General features: G+C 72.2%; 19 protein-coding genes and 1 tRNA gene. 10 read left to right on the top strand and 10 right to left on the bottom strand.

Annotated features, from left to right (window positions below):
- Nucleotides 1–39: 39 nt before the first annotated feature.
- Nucleotides 40–1,236 carry a CaiB/BaiF CoA transferase family protein gene (locus G3576_RS13855; protein WP_164695009.1) on the bottom strand — a complete coding sequence of 399 codons (1,197 nt, stop codon included), beginning with the start codon at nucleotides 1,234–1,236 and terminating at the stop codon, nucleotides 40–42.
- Nucleotides 1,237–1,351: 115 nt separating this feature from the next.
- On the opposite strand from G3576_RS13855, the gene G3576_RS13850 reads away from it, so the two are divergent.
- The 5 genes from G3576_RS13850 to G3576_RS13830 all read left to right on the top strand — a co-directional run bounded on the left by G3576_RS13850 (nucleotide 1,352) and on the right by G3576_RS13830 (nucleotide 7,158).
- Nucleotides 1,352–2,137 carry an FCD domain-containing protein gene (locus tag G3576_RS13850; protein ID WP_235951921.1) on the top strand — a complete coding sequence of 262 codons (786 nt, stop codon included), beginning with the start codon at nucleotides 1,352–1,354 and terminating at the stop codon, nucleotides 2,135–2,137.
- Complete coding sequence (locus G3576_RS13845; RefSeq protein ID WP_164695007.1) at nucleotides 2,067–3,041, top strand: tripartite tricarboxylate transporter substrate binding protein; 975 nt, start codon at nucleotides 2,067–2,069, stop codon at nucleotides 3,039–3,041. The genes G3576_RS13850 and G3576_RS13845 overlap by 71 nt, the downstream gene beginning before the upstream one ends.
- Nucleotides 3,038–3,496 carry a tripartite tricarboxylate transporter TctB family protein gene (locus tag G3576_RS13840; RefSeq protein WP_164695006.1) on the top strand — a complete coding sequence of 153 codons (459 nt, stop codon included), beginning with the start codon at nucleotides 3,038–3,040 and terminating at the stop codon, nucleotides 3,494–3,496. Before G3576_RS13845 ends, G3576_RS13840 begins: the two co-directional genes overlap by 4 nt.
- 5 nt (nucleotides 3,497–3,501) lie before the next feature.
- Complete coding sequence (locus G3576_RS13835; protein ID WP_164695005.1) at nucleotides 3,502–4,986, top strand: tripartite tricarboxylate transporter permease; 1,485 nt, start codon at nucleotides 3,502–3,504, stop codon at nucleotides 4,984–4,986.
- A 246-nt stretch (nucleotides 4,987–5,232) separates the two neighbouring features.
- Nucleotides 5,233–7,158, top strand: coding sequence for an HWE histidine kinase domain-containing protein (locus G3576_RS13830; protein WP_164695004.1), 1,926 nt, complete (start codon nucleotides 5,233–5,235; stop codon nucleotides 7,156–7,158).
- Nucleotides 7,159–7,161: 3 nt separating this feature from the next.
- Here the strand turns inward: G3576_RS13830 and G3576_RS13825 are convergent, their stop codons facing one another.
- Genes G3576_RS13825 through G3576_RS13815 form a run of 3 tightly spaced genes read right to left on the bottom strand, consistent with a single transcriptional unit; the run spans nucleotide 7,162 to nucleotide 9,018 of the window.
- Complete coding sequence (locus G3576_RS13825) at nucleotides 7,162–7,740, bottom strand: histidine phosphatase family protein (RefSeq protein ID WP_164695003.1); 579 nt, start codon at nucleotides 7,738–7,740, stop codon at nucleotides 7,162–7,164.
- A gap of 2 nt (nucleotides 7,741–7,742) precedes the next feature.
- Nucleotides 7,743–8,384, bottom strand: coding sequence for a glutathione S-transferase family protein (locus G3576_RS13820; protein WP_164695002.1), 642 nt, complete (start codon nucleotides 8,382–8,384; stop codon nucleotides 7,743–7,745).
- 10 nt (nucleotides 8,385–8,394) lie between these two features.
- Complete coding sequence (locus G3576_RS13815) at nucleotides 8,395–9,018, bottom strand: glutathione S-transferase family protein (protein ID WP_164695001.1); 624 nt, start codon at nucleotides 9,016–9,018, stop codon at nucleotides 8,395–8,397.
- Nucleotides 9,019–9,134: 116 nt separating this feature from the next.
- Between G3576_RS13815 and G3576_RS13810 the strand changes: the two genes are divergently transcribed.
- Genes G3576_RS13810 through G3576_RS13790 form a run of 5 tightly spaced genes read left to right on the top strand, consistent with a single transcriptional unit; the run spans nucleotide 9,135 to nucleotide 12,990 of the window.
- Nucleotides 9,135–10,112, top strand: a complete 978-nt coding sequence (locus G3576_RS13810) for a Bug family tripartite tricarboxylate transporter substrate binding protein (RefSeq protein WP_164695000.1) — start codon at nucleotides 9,135–9,137, stop codon at nucleotides 10,110–10,112.
- 10 nt (nucleotides 10,113–10,122) lie between these two features.
- Nucleotides 10,123–11,016, top strand: coding sequence for a fumarylacetoacetate hydrolase family protein (locus G3576_RS13805; RefSeq protein ID WP_164694999.1), 894 nt, complete (start codon nucleotides 10,123–10,125; stop codon nucleotides 11,014–11,016).
- Between the two features lie 46 nt (nucleotides 11,017–11,062).
- Nucleotides 11,063–11,713 (top strand): endonuclease V, encoded by a 651-nt coding sequence (locus G3576_RS13800; RefSeq protein ID WP_164695328.1) that lies wholly within the window; start codon nucleotides 11,063–11,065, stop codon nucleotides 11,711–11,713.
- A 9-nt stretch (nucleotides 11,714–11,722) separates the two neighbouring features.
- Nucleotides 11,723–12,085 carry a DUF423 domain-containing protein gene (locus tag G3576_RS13795; protein WP_164694998.1) on the top strand — a complete coding sequence of 121 codons (363 nt, stop codon included), beginning with the start codon at nucleotides 11,723–11,725 and terminating at the stop codon, nucleotides 12,083–12,085.
- Nucleotides 12,082–12,990 carry an SAM-dependent methyltransferase gene (locus tag G3576_RS13790; protein ID WP_164694997.1) on the top strand — a complete coding sequence of 303 codons (909 nt, stop codon included), beginning with the start codon at nucleotides 12,082–12,084 and terminating at the stop codon, nucleotides 12,988–12,990. Before G3576_RS13795 ends, G3576_RS13790 begins: the two co-directional genes overlap by 4 nt.
- Before the next feature lie 289 nt (nucleotides 12,991–13,279).
- Here the strand turns inward: G3576_RS13790 and G3576_RS13785 are convergent.
- The 6 genes from G3576_RS13785 to G3576_RS13760 form a co-directional block, all read right to left on the bottom strand.
- A tRNA-Leu gene (locus G3576_RS13785) sits at nucleotides 13,280–13,361 on the bottom strand.
- A 45-nt stretch (nucleotides 13,362–13,406) separates the two neighbouring features.
- Entirely contained in the window at nucleotides 13,407–14,036 is a 630-nt protein-coding gene (locus tag G3576_RS13780) for a GNAT family N-acetyltransferase (RefSeq protein WP_164694996.1), read from the bottom strand.
- Nucleotides 14,037–14,054: 18 nt separating this feature from the next.
- Nucleotides 14,055–15,401 carry an aldehyde dehydrogenase family protein gene (locus G3576_RS13775; protein ID WP_164694995.1) on the bottom strand — a complete coding sequence of 449 codons (1,347 nt, stop codon included), beginning with the start codon at nucleotides 15,399–15,401 and terminating at the stop codon, nucleotides 14,055–14,057.
- Complete coding sequence (locus tag G3576_RS13770) at nucleotides 15,398–16,627, bottom strand: hydroxysqualene dehydroxylase (protein WP_164694994.1); 1,230 nt, start codon at nucleotides 16,625–16,627, stop codon at nucleotides 15,398–15,400. Before G3576_RS13770 ends, G3576_RS13775 begins: the two co-directional genes overlap by 4 nt.
- Entirely contained in the window at nucleotides 16,627–18,225 is a 1,599-nt protein-coding gene (locus G3576_RS13765; RefSeq protein ID WP_328729094.1) for a squalene/phytoene synthase family protein, read from the bottom strand. Before G3576_RS13765 ends, G3576_RS13770 begins: the two co-directional genes overlap by 1 nt.
- A 2-nt stretch (nucleotides 18,226–18,227) precedes the next feature.
- Entirely contained in the window at nucleotides 18,228–19,331 is a 1,104-nt protein-coding gene (locus tag G3576_RS13760) for a glycosyltransferase (RefSeq protein WP_164694992.1), read from the bottom strand.

The raw sequence follows: 19,331 nt of genomic DNA, 5'->3' as shown, positions 1-19,331 counted from the left end.
CCCGACCCTCCCCCGCAAGCGCGGGGGAGGGAGTATTCGTCAGATCACCTGGCGGGCGCGCAGGTCGTCGATGGTGGCCTTGTCGAGGCCGAGTTCGCCCAGCACCTCATCCGTGTGCTCGCCGAGTTCGGGCGGGTGCGTGACGATGCTGCTCGGCGTGCGGGACAGCTTGATGGGCTGGCCGACATAGGCGACCTCCCCCTTGTTCCCACCATTCAGCTTCTGAGCGATGCCGAGGTGCTGGACCTGCGGGTCGGCGAACATCTCGTCCACCTTGTAGATCGGGCCGCAGGGAACGCCGGCCTCGTTCAGCGCCGCCACCCAATGCGCGGTGGTGTTGGTCAGCGTCGTCTTCTCGATCTCGGCATTGAGCTCGTCGCGGTTCTGGCTGCGGCCGGCGGCGGTCTTGTAGCGGTCATCGGCCAGCAGGTCGTCGCGGCCCAGCGCCTTGGCGCAGCGCTCCCAGATCTTGTTGCCGGAGGCTGCGATGTTCATGTAGCCGTCGCTGGTGGTGAAGACGCCGGTCGGGATGCTGGTCGGGTGGTTGTTGCCCGCCTGCTTCGGCACCTGGCCTTCCATCAGCCAACGGCTGGCCTGGAAGTCCAGCATGAAGATCTGCGCCTGCAGCAGCGACGACTGCACCCACTGCCCCTTGCCGGAGACTTCCCGCTCCAGCAGCGCGATCATGATGCCCTGCGCGGCGAAGAGACCGGCGCAGAGATCGGCGATCGGGATGCCGACGCGGACGGGCCCCTGGCCCGGCAGGCCGGTGATGGACATCAGGCCGCCCATGCCCTGCGCGATCTGGTCGAAGCCCGGCCGCGTGGCATAGGGCCCATCCTGCCCGAAGCCGCTGATGGAGGCGTAGACCAGCTTCGGATTGACGGCCGACAGCGCCTCGTAGTCGATGCCCAGCCGCTTCTTCACATCCGGCCGGAAATTCTCGACGACGACGTCGGCCTTCTCCACCAGCTTCTTCAGCAGCGCCACGCCATCGGGCGACTTCAGGTTCAGCGTCATCGCCCGCTTGTTGCGGTGCAGGTTCTGGAAGTCGGAGCCCGCGCGCGGACCGCCCATCGGGTCGCCCTCGTCGAGCGCGGGCGGCAGTTCGATCTTGATGACGTTGGCGCCCCAGTCGGCCAGCTGGCGGACGCAGGTGGGGCCGGAACGCACGCGGGTGAGGTCGAGCACCGTGAAGCGGGACAGGGCGGTGGACGCTTGGGGGGCCTGGGCCATCGGCGGGTTCTCCTGGACCCGGCCTGTCTAGCACCCTCCCCCGCCCAGGCAAATCCGGCCGCGCCAACTGTTGACAGATGGCAGTCCGCACCGGCACGCTTCCGTCATGGAGGAAATGAGCCTGACAGCGCCCGAGCCCACCGCGCTCGAGATCGTGCGCACGCGATCGCTCTCCTCCCTCGTCGCCCAGGAAATCGAACGCATGATCCTCTCCGGCGCCCTGCCGGCGGGGGAACGGCTGAACGAGCAGCAGCTGGCGGCGCAGCTCCGCGTCTCCCGCGGCCCGGTGCGGGAAGCGGTGCGCGGGCTGGAACGCTCGGGCCTCGTCGTCGCGGTGCGCAACCAGGGATCCTATGTGCGCACCGTCAGCGCGCAGGAGGCGCTGGAGATCTACGACCTTCGCGCCGCCATCACGGGCCTGGCCTGCGCCAGGCTGGCGGAGGGCGCCGCGCCCGCGCAGATGGCGACGCTGCGCGCGCTGGTGAAGCGGATGGACACGGCGCGCCGCGCCGACGACCCGCCCAGCTACTACGCCGCCAACCTGGAATTCCATGCCGCGCTGCTGTCCTTCGGCGGCGGGCCGCGATCCCAGCGCCTCTACGAGGATCTCGGCAACGAGCTTCACCTCTTCCGCCGCCGCGCGCTCGTGCAGCCCGAGAACATGCGGGAGAGCAACGCGGAACACGCGACGATCCTGAAGGCGATCGCGGCCGGCGATGCGGCCGCGGCCCGCGCGGCCGGGGAGGCCCATATCGCCGGCGGCAAGCGCCGCTTCCAGGCGACCGATGCGACAACGAAGCCCGGAACAGGGCGAAAGGGAGAAAACGACGATGACCAGCACGATCCATCGCCGCCACCTGCTGCTGGCCGGCGCGGCGGCCGCCCTCGCCGCGCCGGCTAGGCTGCACGCGCAGGAGCGCTTTCCCTCCCGCACCATCGAGGTCGTGACCCATGCCGGCGTCGGCGGTGGCACGGACATCACGGCGCGCATGATGATGGTGCAGGCACCGGCGGAATTCGGGCAGGAATTCACCGTGGTGAACCGCACCGCGGGCAGCGGCGCGCAGGCGCTGCAATACCTCGCCAGCAAGCCCGCCGATGGCCACACCATCATCCTGGTCACGCAGACCCATCTGCTGACGCAGCTGCGCAACGCGAACCTGCCGCAATTCGGGGACCTGATCCCCGTGGCGCGCGCCACCGCCGACCCGCAGCTGGTGCTGGTGCGCCGCGACAGCCCCTTCCGCACCGCGGCCGACCTGATCGAGGCCGGCAAGACGCGATCGCTGCGCTTCGGCGGCACGCATGTCGGCGGCGTCGACCACGTCACCATCTTCGCCTTCGGCCGCGCGGCCGGCCTGCAGCGGCCGACACTCGTGCCCTTCCGCGGCGGCGGAGAGATCGTGATCAACCTGGTCGGCGGCAACATCGACACCGCCGTGGTGAACCCGGGCGAGGCCGAGGCGCAGCTCCGCGCCGGCGAACTCCGCCCGTTGATGTCGCTGGCCGATACGCGCATCGCCGCCTTCGGTGAGCTGCCGACGGCGAAGGAGCTCGGCATCAATGCCACGGGCTACACGCTGCGTGGCTTCTGCGTGCTGAAGGGCACGCCGGAGGATCGGGTCGCGCGGCTGGAACAGGGGCTGATCCGCGCCATGTCCGGCCCGATCTACAAGACCTACCTCGAGAACACCGGCCAGGCGCCGGACAGCGTGGCGGGGCGGGAGGCCTGGGGCGCGCAGCTCGCCGGCTTCAACAATGACGGGCGGGAGGCGCTGACGGCGCTCGGACTGCTGCGCGGATGATCCGCCGCTTCGGGACGAACCAGGCCGCCGCACTCTGCGTCGCGCTGGTCGCGGCCGCGGCCTTCGCCGCCACCTACGGCTTCGATCCGGTGCCGGAGGGTCTGCCGGGCCTGGGCGCGGTGGAGTTCCCGCGCCTGATCTGCCTGGTGATGGCGGGCATGGCCGTGCTGCTGTTCCTCCAGGAATCGGCGCCGCATGACCCGGAGGTGGCGCCGCCGATCCGCGGCGACGCCATCGCCATCTTCGCCGCCTGCCTGCTGGCCGTGCCGCTGATGGCGGTGATCGGCATGCTCGGCACCATCGCCGTCTTCCTGGTGGTGGTGGGGCGGCTCTGGGGAGAGGTGCGCTGGCCGATGCTGCTGGCCGTCTCGCTGTCCATGACCGCGATCATCTGGCTGGTCTTCGTGAAGATCTTCAGGCTGACCCTGCCGACCGGCATGGTCTTCGGGGGCTGAGCATCGTGGAAGCCTTCCTCGGCGGCCTCGCCATCCTCGTCGATCCCTATGTCATGCTGATGGTGCTGCTCGGCACCGTGCTCGGCATCTTCGTGGGCGCGCTGCCCGGCATCAGCGGGTCCACCACCATCGCGCTGATGCTGCCCATGACCATCGCGATGGGTCCGGTGCCGGCCATCTGCTTCCTCGGCGCCATCTATTGCGCGGCCAATTTCGGCGGATCGATCACCGCCATCATGGTGAATGCCCCGGGCGATCCCTCGGCCAGCGCGACGGCGCTGGAGGGCTTCAAGATGGCGGAGAAGGGACAGGCGGGCCTGGCGCTCGGCATGTCCGCGATCAGCAGCGCCATCGGCGGCATCGTCAGCGTCGTGGTGCTGATCTTCGCGGCACCGCTGCTGGCCCGCGCCGCCTATTCCTTCGGCCCGCCCGAGTATTTCGCGCTCGCGCTGTTCGGGTTGTCCATGTGCGCGGCGGTGGGCGGCGACAGCGCGCTGAAGAACCTGATCGCAGCCGCGCTCGGCCTGCTGATCGCGACCGTGGGGATGGACCTGACCACGGGCGTGGAGCGCTACGCCTTCGGCGTGATGGAACTGTCGGACGGCATCGGCTTCGTGCCCGTCCTCATCGGCCTTTTCGCGGTCGGCGAGATGCTGGACCAGGCGACCCGGCGCCTCGGCAAGCCCGCCATCATCGCGCTGGATGCCGCGCGGGTGCCGGGCTGGGCGGAGATGCGAAAATGCTGGCGATCCATCTGGCTCGGCAGCGGCATCGGGACCTTCATCGGCGCGCTGCCGGCCCTCGGTGCCACCACCGCCGCGCTGATCGGCTACAACGAGACGCGGCGCTGGTCGAAGCACAAGCATGAATTCGGCCATGGCAGCATCGAGGGCGTGGCGGGGCCGGAGGCCGCGAACAACGCCGCGGTCGGCGGATCCATGGTGCCGACGCTGGCGCTCGGCATTCCCGGCAGTGCCACCACCGCCATCATCCTCGCGGGCCTCATCGTGCAGGGCGTGCGGCCGGGGCCGCATCTCTTCAACGAACAGCCGACGCTGCTCTACGCCGTCTTCGCCTCCATGCTCGCGGCCAACATCTTCTACCTCGTGATGGGCCTGACCATGGCGAAGTTCTTCGCCCGCATCAGCCTGATCCCGCCCGCCTTCCTCTGGCCCTCCGTCTTCGCGCTGTCACTGATCGGCGCCTATGGGCCGAACCAGTCCATGGGCGATGTCTGGGTGATGATGGTGGCGGGCTTCGTCGGCCTGCTGTTCCGCCGCGCCGGCTTCTCCCCCGCGCCGCTGATCATGGGCCTCGTGCTGGGCGGCATGGTGGAGGAGACGCTGAAGCAATCCCTCATCATCTTCGGCGACGACCTGACCGGCTTCCTGGCGCGCCCCATCGCCATGACGCTGATCGTGGTGACGCTGGCGGGGCTGCTCTGGCCGGTGCTGGCGCGCCTGGTTCGGATGCGCCGCGCCGCGGCCTGAAGGCCACGGCCTGGCGGGGGGGCGCCGACACGCCTGCGTGAGGCGAAGCGGAAGCGCGCCCTGAGGCGCGCCAGGCGTTTGACATTGCCCGGTTGCAACGCTTCGGTGCGGTGCCGGCCCGAGGCGGCCGCAGGCAAGGCCGCGCCGCGGCCCCCGGCGGCGGCGACGGGCAGGCTGGTCGGGGACACGCCCTGGACCCTGGATAGCCGCCCATGCCCATGCCGCCCCTCTGTGCCAGCGCCCCCGATGCCCCATAGGCGGCTGCGATTCCTGGCCGATGGCGGCGCCCTCGGCGCCCTCATGCGCGCGCATGACTGGGCCGCGACGCCCCTCGGCCCGCCGGAGGATTGGCCGGAGGCGCTGAAGACCACCGTCGGCATCATGCTCGGGTCCCGCCAGCCCATGTATGTCGCCTGGGGCCCGGCGCGCCTCATGCTCTACAACGACAGCTACGCGGTGCTCTGCGGCGCCCGCCATCCCGCCGCGCTCGGCAAGCCGTTCAGCGACGTCTGGTTCGACGTCATGGAGGATGTCGGCCCGATCGTGGACCGCGCCTTCGCCGGCGAAGCGACGCATATGGACGACATCGCCCTGGTGATGACCCGCAACGGCTATCCGGAGGAGGCGCATTTCTCCTTCTCCACCACGCCGGTGCGGGATGAGGAGGGACGGGTCGCGGGCATGTTCTGCGCCTGCGCGGAGATCACCGCCCGAATCATGGCGGAACGCCGCCAGGCCTTCGGCCTCGCGCTCGACCAGGCGCTGCGCGACATCGCCGATCCCGCCCGCGTCGCGGAGGTGGCGCTCCGCATGCTGGGGGCGCAGCTCCGCGTGGGCCGCTGCGGCTATGCGGAGCCGGATGAGCACGGCGAGGCGCTTCTCGTCACCGCCGAATGGGGCGATGGCACCCTGCCCTCCCTTCCCCCCGGCACGCCCCTGATGCCGGTCGAGGCCGCGCCCGCCGCCCTGCCCCGGCGCATCGACGATGCCGCCACCGATCCGGTCGAGGGGCTGCCCGGCGGCGCCGCTTCGGGGCTCCTCATCCCCATCGCCAGCGCGGGGCGGCTCACGGCCCTGCTCTACGTCCACCAGGCCGTGCCGCGGCGATGGCTGGAGGCGGAGGAGGCGCTGCTGCGGGAGATGGCGGAGCGCATCGCCGCCAGCCTCGCGCGCGCCCAGGCCGAGGTCGCGCTGCGCGCCAGCGAGGCCCGCTGGCGCGGCCTCTTCGCCGCGATGCATGAGGGCTTCGCGCTCTGCGAGATGGTGCGGGACGAGGCCGGGCGCGATGTCGATTTCCGCTACCTCGAGGTCAACGACGCCTGGGAGAGGCTGACCGGCATCACGCGCAAGGCCGCGGAAGGGCAGCTCGTCTCCGTCCTGATCCCCGGCGTCGAGCCCTTCTGGATCGAGACCTATGGCCGCGTCGTGCGCAGCGGGGAGCCGGCGCATGTCGAATACCAGGTCGCGACGCTCGGCGCCTGGTTCGAGGTCTTTGCCTATCGCACGGAGCCGGGACGCTTTGCTGCCGTCTTCCTGAACGTGACGGAGCGCAAGGCGTCGGAGGAACGCCAGGCGCTGCTGGCGCGGGAAGTGGACCACCGCGCCAAGAACGCGCTGGCGGTGGTGCTGGCCGCACTGCGGCTGACGCGGGCCGACAGCCTGCCCGCCTATCGCGCCGCGGTGGAAGGCCGCGTCGCCGCGCTGGCGCGGGCGCAGACGCTGCTGGCGCGGGAGAACTGGTCGGGCGCCGCGCTGGCCCAGCTGCTGGAAGGCGAGCTGAAGCCCTTCATCGGCGAGGGACAGCACCTGGTCCTGGAAGGCCCGCCCGTGCATCTGCAGGGCCGCGCGGTGCAGCCCGTGGCCATGGCCATGCATGAACTCGCCACCAATGCGACGAAGCATGGCGCGCTCTCCGTCGCCGGCGGCCGCGTCTCCGTCAGCTGGAGGACCGAGGATGGCGGCGCCACGCTGGTGATGCGCTGGCGGGAGAGCGGCGGGCCGCCCGCCGTCGCGCCGAACCGCCAGGGCTTCGGCAGCCGCGTGCTGGAGGCGACGCTGCGCGGGCAGCTCGGCGGCGGCATCGCCATGGAATGGTCGCCGCAGGGCCTGGCCTGCACCATGACCCTGCCGCTGGCGGGACCGGTGGCGGAGGAGCCGCCGATCCCGGAGTGAGGATTACTCGTCGGGCGCCAGCACCGCCGGCGTGATGGTCCAGGCGGCCTCGCCCGGCCTGGGCGGTTCCATCAGCAGCGGCAGGGCGTTGGGGGTGCGGACATTGGCCTCCAGCCCCGCCTCCATGCGCAGCGCGCGGAACAGCGCGCCATGCGCCACCACCAGCACCGGGCCGGGATGCGCCAGCGCCGCATTGATGCCGCGCACCGTGCGGGCGCGGAGTCCGGCGAAGGTCTCGGCGCCCGCTGGCGTGTAGTCCCCGGCGATCCAGTCATCGTACCAGTCGCCCATGGGCTGGCCTTCCTGCTCCCCGAAATTCACCTCCTGGAGGTCGGGGTCGAGGCTGACGGGAAGGCCCAGCGCCTCCGCCGCGATCTCCGCCGTGCGGCGCGCGCGCAGCAGGGGGGAGGCGACGATGGTCTTGATGGGCAGGGGGGCCAGCGTGCGCGCCGCGCGCCGCGCCTGCGCCAGGCCGACGCTGTTCAGCGGGATGTCGGTGCGGCCCTGGGACAGCCCCTGGGCGTTCCAGTCGGTCTCCCCATGACGGAGGAACCAGAAGGTGGTGGGGGTGAGGCCCGTCATGGCTATCCTTGTGCTGCTTCGCGCGCGATCGCGGCCGCGACGCCCGGCATCGCCGCGACGGAATCGCGCAGCGCCCCGAGCGCCGGCAGGTCGCTGATGTCGATCTTGAGGAACCCCGCGAAGCCGACCAGCGCCGCCAGGAAGATGTCGGCGCCGCAGGGCTGGTCGGTGCCGCAAAGCGTGCCGCCGCCCCGCCTCACCGCCGCATCCGCGAAGGCCAGCGCTTCCTTCGCCCGGACCAGCGCCGCGGCGCGCACCGCATTCCCCGCGGCCTCGTTGCCGCCGGCGAAGCGCAGCGGGCCGAAGGCCGGGTTGAAGTGCCGCCCCATGGTCCAATGGCACCAGGCCAGCCATTCCATCCCCTTGGCCCGGCCCGAGGGACCGGCCGGCAGCAGGCCGCTGTCGGGCGCCGCTTCCGCCAGCCAGAAGATCACCGCGGGGATCTCCGTGATGACGGTGCCATCCGGCAGTTGCAGCGCCGGCACCTCCCCCTTCGGATTGATGGCGAGGTAGTCGGGCTTCCGGACGTCACCGGCGCGGATCGAGATGAACCGCACCTCGATCGACAACCCCGACACCCGCGCCGCCTGGTGGGCGATGGAGCCGGAGGAGTTGGTCGAGGTCCAGAGGATGGGGGTGCTCATCACCGCCCCCTTACAGCGCCAGGCCTTCCTGCGTCAGCGCCCGCTGCACCGCCGGCCGCGCCAGCATGGCCGCGAGATGCGCCGCGAGGCGCGGCGGCAGCGTGAGGCCGGAGCGCTTCACCGCCCAGTATTCCACGAAGAACAGCGCGGCATCGGCGACGGAATAGCCGGAGGGCAGCAGGTAGGTCCCGCCGGCCCAGCCCTTCTCCAGCGTCGCGAAATACTTGTCGGCATTCGCCTTGCCCTGCTCGACCGATTTCGGGAAGTCCTCCTCCCGCAGCGTGTAGAGGGCGGGGCGGAACTGGCGGGTGAAGGCCTGCGGGTGGATGGTGCCGCAGACATAGTCCAGCAGCTCGAGGCACCGCGCCTCCCCTTCCAGGTCGGTCGGGATCAGCGCGGCCGTCGGGTTCGACTTCGCCAGCCACCAGGCGATGACCGGGAATTCCGTCAGCACCTTGCCATCGCCGCGATCCAGCGCGGGGACCTTCGACTTCGGGTTCACCGCCATGAATTCCGGCTTGTGCTGCGCGCCATCCTTCAGCGCGACCAGCGACAGCTCATAGGGCTTGCCCAGCTCCTCGAGGATGATGTGGATGCCCATCGAGCAGGCGCCGGGCGAGTAGTAGAGCTTCATGGCGGGGTTCTCCTCCGAGGCGGCGAAACTTGTAGGGCGGGGCTGGAGGGGCGTCACCCCCTTGGCCCATCCCTCGCCCCATGCGAAGAGATTATCCCGCCGAGGAGGAAAGATTGATGACGACGCGCAGGACGCTGCTGGCCACGCTTGGCGCGGGCCTGGCCTTGCCGGGGCTCACCCGCGCGCAGGATGCGGCCTTTCCCACGCGCACCGTCACCATCGTGGTGCCCTTCCCGCCGGGCGGCGGCACGGATGTGCTGGCGCGCATCCTTGGCCAGCACTTTCAAGAATCCTGGCGGCAATCCGTTGTCGTCGAGAATCGCGGCGGCGGGGCGGGGCGGATCGGGCTGCAGATGGTGCAGCGCGCGCAGCCGGACGGGCACACGCTGATGGTGACCTCGACCGGCGGGATCATGGGGCTTGCGGGGCCGGGGGGTGACAAGGTCTTCGCGGTGCGCGACGAACTCACGCCCATCACGCTGATCGCCGCCCCCGCCTATGTCATCGCCATGCATCCCGGCGTCGGGGCGCGCAACGTGGGCGAGCTGATCGCGCTCGCCAAGGCGCGGCCGGGGCACTTCACCTTCGGCAGCAGCGGCACGGGCGCCGCGAGCCATCTCGCCGCGGAGCTCTTCGCCTCCATGGCGGGGATCGAGATGCTGCACGTGCCCTATCGCGGCACCGGTCCCGCGCTGACGGATCTGGTGGCAGGGCGCATCCATTTGATGTTCGCGCCGCCGCAGACCGTGGCCTCCGCGGTGGCCGCCAACCAGGTCGTGAACCTGGCGGTGACGTCGGAACGCCCGACCGCGCTGCTGCCCGGCGTGCCGGCGGCCAGCACCACGGGGCTGCCGGGCTACGCGGCCGTCGGCTGGTTCGGCCTCTTCGCGCCGAAGGGCGTGCCCGCTTCCGTGACGCAGCGCATCGCGCAGGAGGCGTCGCGCGCCCTGTCGCTGGCCTCCACGAAAGAGCGCATGGCGACGCTGGGCGCGGAGCCGGAGCCGATGACGCCCGACGCCTTCGCCGCCTTCATCGACCAGGACATCGCGAAGTGGCAGCGCGTGGTCCGCGAACGCAACATCACCCTGGAATAGGCCTTCTTCCATGATCCGACTGGCGACTTTCCTCTCCCGCGGCGATGTGCGGCCGCGGCTCGGCGCCGTGCGTGGCGAGACGATGCTGGACCTGACGGCGGCGCTCGGCGGCGACTGGGACATGCTGCGCGCGCTGGCGCTGCCCGTCGGGGAACTGCGGACGATCATCGAGGGCGCGAAGGTCGCGCTGCCGCTCGCCTCCTGCCACGTGCTGCCGCCCATCACCAACCCGGGAAAGATCTTCTGCGTCGGCAAGAACAGCAAGGTGCACCGCGCGGAACTCGCCGCGAAGGGCATGCTGCTGGAGGACCCGAAGGAGCCGACGAGCTTCGTGAAGCTGACGGAGACGCTGGTCGGCGATGGCGCGCGCGTGGTGCGGCCGGAGGGCATCACGACCTTCGACTACGAGCCGGAGCTCGCCTTCATCGTCACGAAGCGCGCCTTCCAGGTGCCGCGCGAGAAGGCGCGGGACTATGTCGGCGCCGTGACGGTGCTGAACGACCTGACGGCGCGGGAGATCCAGAAGCAGGAGGTGCAGCTCGGCACCAAGTTCTGGGTCTCGAAGAACATGCCGGGCTTCACGCCGGTCGGCCCCTATGCCGTGCCGCTGGCGGAGATCGCGGATCCCTACGATTTGTGGCTGACCTGCGTGGTGAACGGCCAGCAGCGGCTGCGCGTGAACACCGACGAATACATCCACCGGATCGAGGGCATCATCGCCCATTTCTCCCGCTTCATGCCCTTCGAGGCCGGGGACGTAATCGCGACGGGCGCGCCGCGCGGCACCGCGATCGGCCAGCCCAACGCGGCGGAACTCTACCTGAAGCCCGGCGATGTCTGCGTCGCGGGGCTGGAGGGCGTGATGGAGATCACCACCCACATCGTGGCGCCCGGCGAAGCGTAAGGAGGGGGTCACGACACCACCCGAGCCCGCGACCGCCGCGGAGGCGCTGCGCCTCCAGCCCGACCTCGCGGCGCTTGTGGTGACGGAGGATGCGCTCGGCCCCGTGCGGGTGCTGGGCGGCGCCGATGCATCCTCGATGCGCTTCGACCCGACGCGGACGGTGCATGCGGCGATGGTGGCGCTGGACGTCGCGACACTGGCGCCGATCGGCGCCGGCGGCGCCAGCCGGTCGGGCGGCCTGCCCTACATCCCGGGGCTGCTCGGCTTCCGGGAGGTACCGGTGCTGGCGCGCGCCTTCGCGCAGCTGCCGGTGAAGCCGGATTTGATCCTCGTCGATGGACATGGCATCGCGCACCCCAAGGGCCTCGGCGTGGCCAGCCATCTCGGCGTGGTGCTGGATGTGCCGACCATCGGCGTCGCGAAATCTGTGCTGCGCGGCACGGTGGAGGGCGACTTCCCCGACACGCCCGGCGCGCGGGCGCCACTGGTCTGGAAGGGGCGCGTGCTCGGCATGGCGCTGCGCACGCGGCGGGGGGCCAATCCGCTCTATGTCTCGGTCGGGCATCGCGTCTCGCTGGAGACGGCGATCGCCTGGGTGGAGCGCACGCTGCGCGGCCGGCGCCTGCCGGAGCCGACGCGGCTGGCGCATGAGGAGGCCGCGCGGGTTCGGCTGGCGGCGGCGGCGGCCGCGGGGTAATCCCCGGCCATGGCACGGATGTGGATGGTGTTCGGGGCGCTGTCGGGCCTCATCGCGGTGGCGATGGCGGCCTATGCCTCGCATGGGCTGGCGCCGGAGCGCGCGGCGCTGGCGACGACGGGCGCCTCGCTCCAGGCCTGGCACGCGCTGGCGCTGCTCGGCGCGGGGCTGCTGGCAGAGCGGCGGCGCGGGCGCCTGGTGCACATCGCCGCCGGGTGCTTCGCGGCCGGGACCATCGCCTTCTGCGGCGGCGTCTATCTGCGGGCGCTGACGGACACCTCGCTCGGCCTGGTCACGCCGCTGGGCGGCACGGTGCTGCTGGTGGGCTGGGGCATCCTGGCCGCGGCCGCCGCGCTGGCGCCCCAGAAGTGATCGCCAGCGCCTATCTGGCGGCCGAGGGCTTCGAGGCCGAACTGGCGGAGGAGTTGCGCCGCGCGCGCCGACGCGTCACCGCCTGGCATGGCAGGCTCGCGCTGTCGCCCGACCCGCCGGCGCATGCGGCCTGGGCGCTGGAATGCTGGACGGCGCCGGCGGAGATCGCCGTGCCCTCCGTCAAGGCAGGCGCCGATGCGCTGCGGGCCATCCAGCGGAACTGGGCGTGCTACGCGGCGGCGCATCACCGCCGCAGCACGCTGATCACGGAACGCCTGCCGCCGGTGAAGGCGCGGCCGCTGGCCTTCCCGGAGCCGGCGCCGACCGGGCATCTCGGCGCCTGGACGCTGCTGGCGCCGGACCGGATGCTGGCCTCCCCCACCAAGACCAGCCCCTTCGTGAACGGGGAGGTCGCCTTCGTCGAGGACAAGGAAGGCCCCCCGTCGCGCGCCTACCTCAAGCTGTGGGAGGCGCTGACCCGGCTCGGCCGCTATCCGGGGCCGGGCGACCGGTGCCTCGACCTCGGCGCCGCGCCGGGGGGCTGGACCTGGGTGCTGGCGAGGCTCGGCGCGCAGGTGGCCGCCGTCGACAAGGCGGCGATGGACCCGGGCGTGGCCGCGATGCGCGGCGTGACGGTGCGGGCGGAAAGCGCCTTCGGGCTCGACCCGCGGACGGAGCCGAAGGTGGATTGGCTGTTCAGCGACGTCATCTGCTACCCCGCGCGCCTGCTGGCGCTGGTGCGGCGCTGGATCGAGGCCGATGCGGCGCGCAACCTGGTCTGCACCATCAAGTTCCAGGGCGAGACCGACCACGAGGCCGCCGAGGCCTTCGCCGCCATCCCCGGCGCGGTCGTCTTCCACAGCGCCCACAACAAGCACGAGCTGACCTTCGCGCGGCTGGGGTAGGCGGCAGGCGCCACCCCCACACCGCGCGGAACGAACGCGCCCCCGCCACCGGAAACAGCGGCGCGCATCGCGCGCCGAGGCCGCGAAGGCGGCCCGCGCCCAGGCCAGCATCGCCGCCCGCACACACCGTGCAGGGCGCGAAGGCAAGCGGCCGGAGGCCGCGCCCGCCGTCTGAGGGTCCGCAAAGGGCGGCGCGCATCGCGCGCCGAGGCCGCGAAGGCGGCCCGCCGGCAGTCCGGCGAGCCAAGGCCCCGGAGGGGCCGCCCGGCGCTTGAGGGCACCGCATTTATGCGGGCGGCGGGGATCGAACCCGCATGGCCAAAGGCCGAGGGTTTTTAAGACCCTTCCGTCTACCGTTCCGGCACGCCCGCGCGGTGCTGATTATGGCGGTGCGGCCGCGGCTCGGCCAGGGGCGGCTACTGCGCCGCCACCTGCAGGGCGGGGACCGCGACGGCCAGCGTCGGCAGGACCGCGGGAAGGGAAGCGGCGGGCGCTTCCTCCACCGGGCGCGCGACACCCCACCACTCGCAGGCTTCCTCGCGCCCCCGGGCACTGCACCAGATACTGCCAAGTTCCAGCCGCATCATGCCAAGGCCCTGCAACACGGCGCGGGAGGCTTCGTTGTCGCATTGCACGGCGGCGCGCACCTCCGCGACGCCGAGCCGCGCGAAGGCGGCGGCCAGCGCAGCCGGGGCCGCTTCGCGCATGTATCCCTGGCCGTGATGGGCGGAGCCCAGCCAGTAGGTCAGGATGGCGCGGTTGGGGTCCAGCTCGGCCCTCGTGGCGCTGATCCAGCCGATCACCGCCTGGTCGGACAGCCGCTCGATCACCAGAGGCAGCGCCCGGCCGGCCATGGCGGCGCCGCGGGCCTCCGTCAGGCGCTGCGCCGCCACCTCCGGCGCCAGGCTGGCGGGCCAGGAGGCCAGGCGCGCACTCACCTCCGGCGCCATGAGACCGGCCAGTGCCTGCGCGTCATCGGGTTGGGGAAGACGCAGACGCAGCCTCTGCGTGTGGATGGGCGCGTCAGGCTCGCCGGATACGATCATGCACGGAAGCTGACAGCGTTAACGCTTCCTTACCAGCCTCTCGATCAACTGCGGAGCGAATTTTTTTCTCGGGACATCGAAGATACGGGAAAGACTCCATTTCCCGTGAACAACCCGCGCGCGAATTATTGAAAATGCGACGAATCCCGCGGATCCTTTATACCGCCCGGATCCGGAATGACCGACGCCGCCGAAGCCCAGTGCGGGGAAGGCCGCATATTCCACGGCGCGGTCCTGGATCAGGGCACCGCAACGAACCGATTCAGCAACCAGGCTGGTTTCGACGGTCGTCGCGCCGAACAGATAGACGGCGAGCGGGGAGGGCCGGGCGGTGATCCAGCGGATCGCGGCCGGCAGATCCGGCAGGGCCAGCACGGGCAGGATCGGGCCGAAGACCTCCTCCCGCAGCAGGGCGTGGTCGGGCTCCGGGAAGGCGAGCGCGATCGCGCGGTGGCGCCCTGCCCCGTCCGCGGCCAGGCGCTCCAGCCGCGCGCCCTCCACCAGCCGGTCCAGGCGCTCGGCCTGGGCGTCATTGGCCAGCGTGGTCTCCGGCAGGCCGATGCCGGTGGCGCGGCAGGCCTGCACGAAGGCCTCCGGCGTGTGGCCCAGCAGCAGGACCGTGTCGGGCGCCACGCAGGTCTGGCCGGCATTCACCGCCTTGCCCACCAGGATGTCCCGCGCCGCCTGGGCGAGGTCCGCACCCGGCAGCACCACGGCCGGGCATTTGCCGCCAAGTTCAAGCGTGACGGGCACCAGGTTCCGCGCCGCCGCTTCCGCCACCTTGCGGCCCGTGGTGGTGCCGCCGGTGAAGACCAGGTGGTCCCAGGGCTGGGCGGCGAAGTCGGCCGCGCCATCGGGCCCGCCCTGCACCGTCGCGGCGATGTCGGGGCCCAGCGCCTCCTCCAGCACCTGGGCGATCAGGCCGGCGCAGCGGGGCGTCCCCTCGCTGGGTTTCACGGCCACGCGGTTGCCGGCGGCGATGGCGTCCACCACCGGCACCAGGGCCAGCTGCACCGGGTAGTTCCAGGGCGCCATGATGCCGATGATGCCCTTGGGCACCGGCTCCTCCCAGGCCCGCGTCGGCCAGAAGGGGTAGGGCACGGCCACGCGCCGGGGCTTCGCCCAGGACCGCAGGTGGCGCCGCGAATACCGCGCGGCATCGACGGCGCAGAGCACGTCGGCCAGCAGCGTCTCCAGCCGAGATCGCCCGCCATAATCGGCATCCAGCGCCGCCGCGATCGCTTCCGCATGGGTCAGCAGGCTGTCGGCCAGCCGCGCCAGCAGGGCGCGGCGCCGCTCGACATCGATCCGCCCGTCCCGCGCCTCCGCTTCGCGCAGATGGGCCAGCGCCTCCGCGGGCGTCACGGCCGCGGCCCCGGATGCAGCAACGCCGCGGCAGCGGCCTGTCCGGACTGCACCGCCGCATCGATGGTCGCGGGGAGGCTGGGGAACGTCCAGTCGCCGGCGAGGGCCAGGTTCGGCAGCGGCCGGCGGGGTGGCGCGGGCCGCGGGCCGACGCCGTGGCGCGGCGTGGCGCGGCGTTCCCGCACGGCGCGCGCGCCAGGCGCGCGGATCGGCCATTCGCCGGGCAGGCGGAAGGCCATGGCGGCGGCCAGCACCTCCGGCCAGATACGCTCCGCCGCCTCGGCGTCGGACAGACCCACGCTGTCATCCGCCGCGCTGACCGTCACGGAGACGCCGGAGGGTCGCACCAGCACCCATTGGCCGAGCCCGCCGAGCAGCCCGATGAAGCGCACCGGCCCCTCCCCTTCCCGCGCGAAATGGACGTTGAGGATGGGGGCATGCGTCACTGGCGCGGGCAGGTCCGGCAGCAGCCGCAGCGCCTCCCAGGGCGGCAGCGCCAGCACCACCTGGTCATCGGGCGCCAGGCGCTGCGCCGTCTCCCCGAAATCCAGCGCCGCGACACGGCCCTCCGCCCGCACCAGGCCGCGAAGCCGCGCGCCGAAGCGCACCGCGCCGCCATGCGCGCCGATCGTCGCCAGCGCCGGCGCCACCATGTCCGGCCCGAGGCCCCGCTGCGCCACCAGCAGCCGCGCCGCGCCCGGCGCGCCGAGGCGGCGCAGCACCATCCCCAGCAGCCTGGCGGAGGCCTCCGTCGCGGGGGTGTTCAGCGCGGCCACCGTCAGCGGCTCCACCAGCGCGCGCAGCAGCACGGGGTGGCGGGCGAAGGCGTCGGCGACGCTGCGGTCCCGCCCCGGCAGGGCGAGGCGCAGCAGCGCCAGGAACCCGCCGGCATCCATCCCCGCCGGGCGCATCCCGGCACGCAGCCAGCCCATCGGCGCCAGCGCCACGCGGCGCGCGGCGTGGTCCGCCAGGTCCAGCACCGGCAGCCCCCCGGGCTCCGGCTCCACCCAGCCCTCCAGCGCGCCGACATCGCGGAGGAATCCCAGCGCCGCCTGGTTGGCGCCGAGCAGCGCATGCGTGCCGTTATCCGTGCCATCCGGCAGCGCCCGCGCCCGCCCGCCCGCGCCAGGGGAGGCCTCATGCACCACCACGCGCCGCCCAGCCTTCACCAGCACCAGCGCCGCCGCCAGCCCGGCGACGCCTGCGCCGATCACATGGACGACCATCAGGGCTTCATCGCCAGCAGGGCCATGCGCAGCTTCTCGCCCCGCGACAGGCGCGGCCGCACGCGCGGATGCGCGAAGCCGCGGGCCTGCATGCGGTCGAACAGCTGGCGGTAGCCCCACATCATGACGCGCGCGGGCTTCAGCGCCGCCGGGTCGTGTTCGCGCAGCTCCGCCTCCGCCCGGGCGAAGCCGGCGGCGGCGCGATGCGCCAGTTCCTCGCAGCTTCGGGCGAAGCCGGGATGCGCCACGATCTCCTCGGCCGCCGTCGCCGTCACGCCATGGCGCGCCAGCAGCTCGGCGGGGACGTAGACGCGGTCGATCGCCGCATCCTCATCCACGTCGCGCAGGATGTTCACGAGCTGGAAGGTGCGGCCCAGCGCCAGGCCGAAGCCCTCCGCCCCCGGCGCGCCGAAGATGCGCACCGCCATGGCGCCGACGCTGCCCGCCACGCGGCGGCAATACTCATCGAGCTGCATCTCCGTCCGCAGCCGCAGCGGCGCCGTCGCATCCGTCTCCATCCCCGCGATCATCGCCTCGCATTCGGAGAGCGGCAGCGCGAAGGCATCGCGCGCCCAGGCGAGTTCGGCGGAAAGCGCGCAATCCGGCGCCTCCAGCTTGCTGCGCCATTGCGCGAGGAAGCGGCGCTTCTCGGCTTCCGGCACGGCGCCATCGGCGATGTCGTCCACCGCGCGACAGAAGCCATAGACGGCGAAGAGCGCGCGGCGCCGCTCCCCCTTCAGCACGGCCATCCCCCGCGCGAAGGAGGATTTTGCCCGCGCCACCCGCGCGCGCACCACCGCGGCGTCGGAGGGCGGCGGCAGGGCGAGGCGCGCGAAGGCCTTCCCGAAATCGGCCTTGCCCAGGGCAACGCGCCCCTGCACGGGATCGGCCGCCCGCAGCTTCGACAGCAACCGCCATCCCAGATCCAGCGTCACCGCTGCCTGGAAGCGCAGCCGGGACCGCAGCAGCCGCGGCAGCGGCGCCGCCTGTTCCAGGCCCGCCTCCACCCGATCGAGCGCCGCATCCAGCACGGCGCGCCGCGCCGGGTTCTCCCGCGCGAAGAACGCCGCTTCCCCGCCCGCCAGCGCCATCCAGGGCACGGGCAGGTAGATGCGGTCCATCGCATCCCGGTCCGGCACCAAATCCTGCAGGTGGTTCAGGATCTGCAGCGCGGTGCAGAGCCCGTCGGAGGCATGGCCCGCCGCCTCGTCATCCTCCCCATGCAGGCGCAGCAGCATGCGGCCCACCGGCTCCGCGGACCGGGCACAGTAATCCTCCAGCGCTGCCCAATCGGGGTAGCGGCCACGCACCGCATCCTGGCGGAAGGCGGAAAGCAGCAGCCGCGCCTCCTCCGTGCCGACCGCCGCCAGCGGGCCGGCGGGGTCATCGAGCTGGATCTCCATCGCCTCCAGCCGGGCCAGCTTCTCATGGCTATTCAGCGAGGCGCTGTCCGCGATGTCGTCGGCGGTGCGGACGAAGCGGTAGAAGGCCAGCACCTTCGGGCGCAGCGCGGCCGGGATCAGCCGCGAGGCGACGGGGAAGTTCTCCGAATTCTCGTCCCGCGTCGGCGGGCCGGCGGCAACCGAGGCGCCGTCCACGCTCAGCCGATGCCCTGGTAGGCGCGGCCCTTCCACCCCGCCGGCTTGCCCATCAGCCCGCGCACCAGCGCCGTCCACTGGATGGCGAGTGCCACCGCCACCGTCAGCGGATGCAGCGGGATGGTCCACCAGGGCTCCCGCACCCGGAGCGTGACGGCGGCGCGCAGCGCGAAGCCCAGCGCCAGCGCGATGATCGCCGCGGTGTTCGGCAGGAAGACGAAGGGCCAGAGATGCGCGCCCGCCAGCATGGCGGTCCAGACCGGCAGGCCGACCGGCGTCGCCATGCCTTCCCGCGCATTCTTGCTGAAGCCCGCCCAGCAATCCGCGAAGTTCGTGTACATGCGGCAGGTCGCGAGGCCCGCCCCCTCCACGATCTCCGTCGCGTGCCCGGCGTCGCGCATCAGTCGCGCCAGGGCGAGGCCGTCATGCAGCACGCCCTTCACCGCGGCATGGCCGCCGGTGTGGTCATAGGCCGCGCGCTCCACCAGCAGCAATTGCCCGCAGGCCGCCGCCATGCCGGACCGCTTCGTGAAGGCGCGCCCGCCGCCCGGCAGGTAGCAGATCAGGAGGAAATTGATCATCGGCACGGTCGCGGCCTCGCCGAGCGATTCGATGACCTGGCGCGGCACGCCCGTGACCATGCCCGCCCCGGTGCGCGCCGCATGCCCCGCCATGCTGGCCGCGGCATCGGGGGCAAGCCGCACATCGGCATCGATGAACAGCAGATGCGTCCCGCGCGCTGCATCCGCCAGGCGCTGGCAGGCATGCACCTTGCCCGTCCAGCCCGCGGGCAGCGGCGGCGCCTGTTCCAGCCGCACCCGCGAATCCCGCGCCGCATAGCCCTGCACGATCGCCGCCGTGCGGTCCGTCGATCCGTCATCCATCACGACGATTTCGATCGCGACGCCGCGGGAGGCCAGCACGGCATCGAGGCAGGCGGCGATGTTCGCTTCCTCGTTCCGCGCGGGGATCAGCACGGAGACCAGCGTGCCGTCCTTCGGCTTCCCCTCCGGCGGCCGCACCAGGAACAGGTTCACCACCCCCATCGTCGCCGGGAAGGTCGCCAGCGCGAGCGCAATCCAGGCCCAGGTGAAATCCGCAACCAT

Origin of the sequence: Falsiroseomonas algicola, from assembly GCF_011040385.1 — a bacterium.
GTDB lineage: Bacteria > Pseudomonadota > Alphaproteobacteria > Acetobacterales > Acetobacteraceae > Falsiroseomonas > Falsiroseomonas algicola.
The sequence above is the reverse complement of the archived record's forward strand: the minus strand, read 5'-3'. Positions and strand labels throughout refer to the sequence as shown.